At 58.3% G+C, this 7248-nt stretch carries 6 protein-coding genes and 1 pseudogene; 5 read left to right on the top strand and 2 right to left on the bottom strand.

The window, feature by feature from the left end; genetic code table 11:
* A pseudogene (locus VF672_RS02135) lies at window positions 1-231 on the top strand (hypothetical protein); the annotation flags it as partial.
* 74 nt (window positions 232-305) lie between these two features.
* On the opposite strand, the gene VF672_RS02130 reads toward VF672_RS02135, so the two are convergent.
* Together VF672_RS02130 and VF672_RS02125 are read right to left on the bottom strand one after the other, a co-directional pair.
* Complete coding sequence (locus VF672_RS02130; protein WP_331100961.1) at window positions 306-1526, bottom strand: CaiB/BaiF CoA-transferase family protein; 1221 nt, start codon at window positions 1524-1526, stop codon at window positions 306-308.
* Window positions 1527-1536: 10 nt separating this feature from the next.
* Entirely contained in the window at window positions 1537-2718 is a 1182-nt protein-coding gene (locus tag VF672_RS02125; protein ID WP_331100959.1) for an acyl-CoA dehydrogenase, read from the bottom strand.
* Window positions 2719-2888: 170 nt separating this feature from the next.
* On the opposite strand from VF672_RS02125, the gene VF672_RS02120 reads away from it, so the two are divergent.
* From VF672_RS02120 to VF672_RS02105, 4 genes are all read left to right on the top strand, one after another.
* Window positions 2889-3785 (top strand): LysR family transcriptional regulator, encoded by an 897-nt coding sequence (locus VF672_RS02120; RefSeq protein WP_331100957.1) that lies wholly within the window; start codon window positions 2889-2891, stop codon window positions 3783-3785.
* A gap of 414 nt (window positions 3786-4199) precedes the next feature.
* Window positions 4200-5321, top strand: a complete 1122-nt coding sequence (locus tag VF672_RS02115; RefSeq protein WP_331100955.1) for a Re/Si-specific NAD(P)(+) transhydrogenase subunit alpha — start codon at window positions 4200-4202, stop codon at window positions 5319-5321.
* A gap of 11 nt (window positions 5322-5332) precedes the next feature.
* Window positions 5333-5653 (top strand): NAD(P) transhydrogenase subunit alpha, encoded by a 321-nt coding sequence (locus VF672_RS02110; protein WP_331100953.1) that lies wholly within the window; start codon window positions 5333-5335, stop codon window positions 5651-5653.
* A complete protein-coding gene (locus VF672_RS02105) occupies window positions 5653-7098 on the top strand; it encodes an NAD(P)(+) transhydrogenase (Re/Si-specific) subunit beta (RefSeq protein WP_331100951.1) in 1446 nt (481 codons plus the stop codon). Before VF672_RS02110 ends, VF672_RS02105 begins: the two co-directional genes overlap by 1 nt.
* Window positions 7099-7248 lie beyond the last annotated feature (150 nt).

Raw genomic sequence — 7248 nt, 5'->3', positions numbered from 1 at the left:
CGTCTCACGTCAGCGGGAGGCGAATTCTACAGCGTTACAATCTGCTGTCAACTGCCTTTTTCACCGCTGTCGATTCAAGCATCTGAATCGAAGCATTCCTCGCTGCTTACTTCGTCCAACTCTTTGATTATCAAGGAGTTTTCCGTTTCGTCTGCGCCGGAAGTGGGGCGAATTATAGACAGATCCAGAGGGGCGTCAACACCTAATTTGAACTTTCAGCAAAAAAGCTAAAACCTCAGGGAAATCCGACACTTCCTTCTGTTTATATAGAGACCGCCCGAAGCCAGGCATATAAGGATCAGGCACTAAAGTACACCCGCTTCACGCAGGGCCAAGACCTCGTTGTCGGATAACCCCAGTACGCCAGCAAGAACCTCTAACGTATGCTCGCCCAGCAGCGGCGGCGCACGGCGATATTCAACAGGCGTCGCTGAGAGACGTATCGGGCTGGCGACCTGGGGAACCGTCCCGCCCAATGAGTGAGGCAGCTCGATCTGCAAACCGCGAAACTTCACCTGCGGGTCGGCGAATACCTGAGCGACGTCGTTGATAGGTCCACAGGGCACGCCCGCACCGTCCAGGGCCGTAATCCACTCGGCCGTTGTCTTGAAGACCGTTACCTGACGGATCAGCGGGATAAGTTCGGCACGATGCGCTACACGCAGTGTATTACTCGCGAAACGTGGATCGCTGGCCCATTGAGGCTGCCCAGCCACCTCTGCGAATTTCCGGAACTGGTTGTCGTTCCCCACCGTAAGAATGAAATCGCCATCGGCAGTGGGGAAGTCCTGGTACGGCACGATGTTTGGGTGAGCATTGCCCAGCCGCCTGGGCGAGACGCCCGTCGTAAGGTAATTCATCGCCTGGTTTGCCAGGCAAGCCACCTGCACATCAAGCAAAGCCATATCGATGTGCTGACCTACTCCGCCCTGATCTCTATGCGCTAGAGCAGCGAGAATCGCTGAAGTGGAGTAAAGCCCTGTCAAAATATCTGTCAGCGCCACACCGACCTTGACCGGGCCTGCGCCATCTTCTCCCTCAGGCCGGCCGGTCAGGCTCATCAAACCGCCCAGACCCTGAATCATAAAGTCGTAACCTGCACGCTTGGCGTAAGGCCCTGTCTGACCGAACCCGGTTATCGAGCAATAGATGAGACGGGGATTCTCCAACTGCAGCGATTCGTAGTCCAGGCCGTAGGCCTTGAGACCGCCAACTTTGAAATTCTCGATGACGATGTCTGACTTCGCTGCCAGCTCACGGACCAGCTTCTGCCCTTCAGGGCGGGTGAAGTCTATGGTCACGGATTGCTTGTTGCGGTTCGCTGACAAGTAATACGCCGCTTCGGACGTATCCTCTCCGCTCGCACCTCTTAGGAACGGCGGCCCCCATGCGCGGGTGTCGTCGCCATTGCCCGGACGCTCAATCTTGATCACCTCAGCGCCAAGGTCAGCCAGAATCTGGCCCGCCCAAGGTCCCGCGAGCACCCGAGACAGATCAAGCACCCGCAAATGCGATAACGCGCCCATGACAGACTCCTTAGTAGAAGGCCTGGATGCCGGTCTGCGCGCGCCCCAGGATGAGCGCATGGACGTCGTGTGTACCTTCGTAAGTATTCACCACTTCCAGGTTCACCAAGTGCCTGGCGATACCGAACTCATCGGAAATGCCGTTACCGCCAAGCATGTCGCGCGCCATACGCGCGATGTCCAGCGACTTACCACATGAGTTGCGCTTCATGATCGAGGTGATTTCGACCGCAGCTGTGCCCTCGTCCTTCATACGCCCCAGACGCAGGCACCCTTGAAGCGCCAGCGTAATTTCGGTCTGCATGTCTGCAAGCTTCTTCTGGATCAACTGATTGGCCGCGAGAGGACGCCCGAACTGGTGACGGTCCAGCGTGTATTGGCGGGCGGTGTGCCAGCAGAACTCAGCCGCTCCGAGTGCCCCCCAGGAAATGCCATAACGCGCCGAGTTCAGGCAGGTGAACGGGCCTTTGAGGCCACGCACGTCCGGGAAAATGTTCTCCTCAGGGACAAACACGTTGTCCATGACGATCTCGCCGGTGACCGAGGCGCGCAGGCCGACCTTGCCATGAATCGCCGGAGCGCTCAGGCCCTGCCACCCCTTCTCCAAGACAAAGCCGCGGATATCGCCAGCGTCGTCCTTACCCCAGACGACGAAGACGTCGGCAATCGGGCTGTTGGTGATCCACATTTTGCTGCCGGTCAGCCTGTAACCGCCCTCAACGCTCCGGGCACGGGTGATCATTGCGCCTGGATCAGAGCCATGATTGGGTTCGGTAAGACCGAAACAACCAATCCACTCGCCGGACGCCAGTTTCGGCAGGTACTTTTGCTTTTGCGCTTCTGTGCCGAATTCGTTGATCGGCACCATGACCAGGGAGGATTGCACGCTCATCATGGAGCGATAGCCGGAATCGACGCGCTCAACCTCTCGAGCGATCAAGCCGTAACACACATAATTCAATCCACTGCCGCCGTACTGCTCGGGGATCGTGGCACCTAGCAGGCCTATCTCACCCATCTCACGGAAAATAGCGGGATCTGTCTTCTCATGTCGGAAGGCCTCCAGCACACGTGGCGCCAGCTTGTCCCTGGCAAACTGTTCGGCGCTGTCCCGGACCATGCGCTCTTCTTCAGTGAGCTGCTGATCCAGCAACAGGGGGTCGATCCAACTGAAATTTGCCTTGCCGCTCATGACGCTCTCCTCACCGAATGCGCTTCCGGCCTGCCGGAAAAGTAATGGAGCGAGCCTATGCCCGACCTGCCAGCGGAACAACCGACGATTCAGAACCATCCTGTGCTAATTTCTCACTCCGAAACGGGTCAGCCAGCACCACGCCGCTGTTTTGAGTGAGGCAAAGGTACATGCGACGTAAAATTCCAAGCACGGCAGCACTGGTGAGTTTCGAGGCCGCTGCCCGTCATGAAAGCTTCACGAAGGCCGCCGAGGAGCTATCCCTGACTCAGAGCGCCATATGCCGACAGATTGCGAGCCTCGAAGAGTTCTTGAGCGTCGGCCTGTTCCGACGCTCGCGACGGGGTGTGAAGCTGACCGAAGCGGGCCTTTCATATAGCCGACGCATCGCAACGCAGCTCGACGCCGTCGAACGCGACACGCTGTCAGTGATGGGTCATCAGGGTGTCAACGTGATTGAGCTGGCGGTGGTGCCAACCTTTGGCACGCAATGGCTTCTTCCTCGCCTGAAGGACTTTCAAGGGAAACACCCCGACGTCACCATCAACCTGACCAATCGCACGCGTCCCTTCTTGTTTGCCGATACCGATTTCGACGCAGCGATCTATTTTGGCGATGCCGATTGGTCCGGGACCGAATCCCACCGACTGATGGGCGAGAACCCGATGCCGGTCTGCAGCCCTGCAATGCTTGGGGCGCGCTCCAGCCTCAGCGCTCAAGACCTGGCCGAGATGCCTCTACTGCAACAGACCACTCGACCCTATGCCTGGCGGCAATGGTTCAACTCGCTGGACATGGGGGTGGCCCGAGACATGACAGGCCCGCGGTACGAGCTATTCTCCATGCTTGCGCAGGCAGCGATGCACGATATGGGCGTAGCGCTGATCCCTCCATTTCTCATACAGCATGAGCTGGCCGAAAAGCGTCTGGTGATTGCCAACTCGCACCAGACCTCCAGCTCAAAGGCGTATCACTTGATGATTCCGGAGCGCAAAACAGAATCGGCGTCACTGAAAGCGTTTCGTGACTGGCTGGTTCAGCAGGCAGAGGGCTACTCGCTGCCGTAAATGCGCAGCCATAGTCCCGCGCTTTCGTGTAGTGCATGGACTGAAAACCCTACATATAGCTTTATTTGTCGCATATAAGACACATTGGCTTTTATGACGTTAGCGAGCCGAATAGTCATACAAACAGCGCGTTACAGCCTGATTCGAAGTCATTCTCGATCTGTATCACGAGAACGCTCGCGAAGCCCTGAATACCTGCAAAAATTATATATATCAATAGGTTGAGATATTACGTGCGTCAACAGGTCACAGGGTGACTTGTAGTACATTTTTCGTTCAGTTACAGAAACCCTTGAAGGCCTTTGGTATCCCCTGCAAAATGCCGCGCCCGGCTGTTTTGGCGGGGCGTAGTGATCGCAACTCCAGCAACGCTGGCCTAATTAAACGCAAATAAGATCACGCAGGAGATTTGACGTGCACATTGGAGTCCCTCTCGAAACCCAGCCTGGCGAGACCCGAGTCGCCGCCACTCCCGAAACCATCAAAAAACTCGTCGCCCAAGGCCACAAGGTGACTGTCCAGAACGGCGCGGGCATCGCTGCGAGCGTGACCGACAGTGCTTACTCCGCAGCAGGCGCATTGATCGGGAGCGCGGCCGATGTGTTCGGTGCCGAACTCATCCTCAAGGTTTCCGCTCCCAGCGACGCCGAGCTCACGCTAATCAAAAGCGGCGCGGTGCTTATCGGAATGCTGAACCCTTTCAATAACGACATGATTGCCAGGCTGGCCGAACACGGCATCACCGCCTTTGCCCTGGAAGCAGCCCCACGTACCTCGCGCGCGCAGAGCCTCGACGTGCTGTCCTCGCAGGCCAACATCGCCGGCTACAAGGCGGTTTTGTTGGCAGCGCACCATTATCCGCGCTTCATGCCCATGCTTATGACGGCTGCTGGTACGGTGAAAGCGGCGCGTGTGCTGATCCTCGGAGCCGGCGTCGCAGGGCTTCAGGCCATCGCCACCGCCAAACGTCTGGGAGCAGTTATTGAGGCTTCGGACGTACGCCCAGCCGTCAAGGAACAGATCGAATCGCTCGGCGCCAAGTTCGTCGATGTGCCGTACGAAACCGATGAAGAGCGCGACGCGGCCGTGGGCGTCGGCGGTTACGCCCGCCCGATGCCGGCCAGCTGGATGCAGCGTCAGGCGGTCGCTGTGCATGAGCGCGCCAGGCAGGCGGACATAGTGATCACCACAGCGCTGATCCCTGGCCGCAAAGCACCAGTGTTGTTGAGCGCTGAGACCGTGGCGCAGATGAAGCCCGGCTCGGTAGTCATCGACCTGGCGGCAGCGCAGGGCGGCAATTGCCCGCTGACCGTGGCGGACCAAGTGGTGGTCGAGCACGACGTGACCATCGTTGGCCACACGAACCTTCCGGCCATGGTCGCTGCGGACGCGTCCGCGCTGTATGCCCGCAATCTGCTGGACTTCATCAAGCTGCTCTTCACTCAGGAAGCGCAGTTCCAGATCAACCTCGAAGACGACATCGTTGCCGCGTGCCTTATATGCCGCGACGGCCAAGTCATCCGCAAAAACGGCTGAGGATAAAAATAATGGAAGCGTTCATCTCACCCGGTATCTACAACCTGATCATCTTCGTGCTGGCCATTTACGTCGGCTACCACGTGGTCTGGAACGTGACGCCTGCGCTGCACACGCCTTTGATGGCGGTCACCAACGCTATTTCTGCCATCGTCATCGTCGGCGCCATGCTCGCTGCAGCGCTGACAGTGACACCACTCGGCAAAACCATGGGCACGCTGGCCGTCGCGCTGGCGGCGGTCAATGTCTTCGGTGGCTTTTTGGTCACCCGGCGCATGCTTGAGATGTTCAAGAAGAAAGCACCCAAGGCAAAAGGCGAGGTGGCCAAGTAATGAGCATGAACCTCGTCACATTGCTGTACCTCGTCTCGGCGATCTGCTTCATCCAGGCGCTCAAGGGCTTGTCTCACCCCACCACATCGCGCCGGGGCAACCTGTTCGGCATGCTTGGCATGGGCCTGGCTGTCCTGACCACCATCGGGCTGGTCTTCAAACTGGCCGCCTTGTCCACCGACGGTGCCAGCGCGGGCATCGGTTATATCCTGATTGGCCTGCTGGTGGGCGGTACTGCCGGTTCGATCATGGCCAAGCGCGTCGAAATGACCAAGATGCCAGAGCTGGTTGCGTTCATGCACAGCATGATCGGCCTGGCAGCCGTGTTCATCGCGATCGCTGCGGTGGTCGAGCCACAATCGCTCGGCATCGTCCATCATTTGGGCGACTCGATTCCTGCGGGTAACCGGCTGGAGCTGTTCCTCGGCGCAGCGATCGGGGCGATCACCTTCTCAGGTTCCGTCATCGCCTTCGGCAAGTTGTCGGGCAAGTATAAATTCCGCCTGTTCCAGGGCGCCCCCGTCCAGTTTGCCGGCCAGCACAAACTCAATCTGATGCTGGGCTTGGCGACACTGCTGTTCGGCGTGACCTTCATGCTGACCGGCAGCCTGTTCGCATTCAGCATCATGCTGATCCTAGCATTCGTCATCGGCGTTCTGCTGATCATCCCGATTGGTGGCGCAGACATGCCGGTCGTGGTATCGATGCTCAACAGCTACTCCGGCTGGGCAGCAGCGGGCATTGGCTTCTCGCTGAACAACTCGATGCTGATCATCGCCGGCTCGCTGGTTGGCTCGTCCGGCGCGATCCTGTCGTACATTATGTGCAAGGCCATGAACCGCTCGTTCTTCAACGTGATCGGTGGAGGCTTTGGTGGCGCTGCGGATACTGCAGCTGCAAGCGGCACCAAGGAAGCCCGTCCGGTCAAATCCGGTTCGGCTGACGACGCGACCTTTCTGCTGACCAACGCTGACACGGTGATCATTGTTCCGGGCTATGGGCTGGCGGTCGCTCGAGCGCAGCATGCGCTAAAAGAGCTGACCGAAAAGCTGACCCACGCAGGCGTGACGGTGAAGTACGCGATTCACCCCGTGGCGGGCCGGATGCCCGGGCACATGAACGTGCTGCTGGCCGAAGCCGAAGTGCCTTACGATCAGGTGTTCGAGATGGAGGACATCAACTCCGAGTTCGGTCAGGCGGACGTCGTTCTGGTGCTCGGCGCCAACGACGTAGTCAATCCGGCCGCCAAGAACGACCCCAAGTCGCCGATCGCGGGCATGCCAATCCTTGAGGCGTACAAGGCCAAGACCGTCATCGTCAATAAGCGCTCCATGGCCAGTGGCTACGCTGGCCTGGACAATGAGCTGTTCTATCTGGACAAGACCATGATGGTGTTTGGAGATGCCAAAAAGGTGATCGAGGACATGGTCAAAGCGATCGAATAATCGCTACCACTCGCGACAAACCAACCCTCGTCGCACGTAATGGACGAGGGTTTTTTACAGCCCCGGTAAAAGTGTTTCTCGCTCAGAGGCCCTATTTAGAGCCCTTACTGCGACCTTGGTAGCGGGACGAACAGCCCTCAAATCTCTAGA

Origin of the sequence: Pseudomonas sp. (assembly GCF_036387035.1) — a bacterium.
Classification (GTDB): Bacteria; Pseudomonadota; Gammaproteobacteria; order Pseudomonadales; family Pseudomonadaceae; genus Aquipseudomonas.
This window is presented reverse-complemented; position numbering and strand designations above follow the sequence as displayed.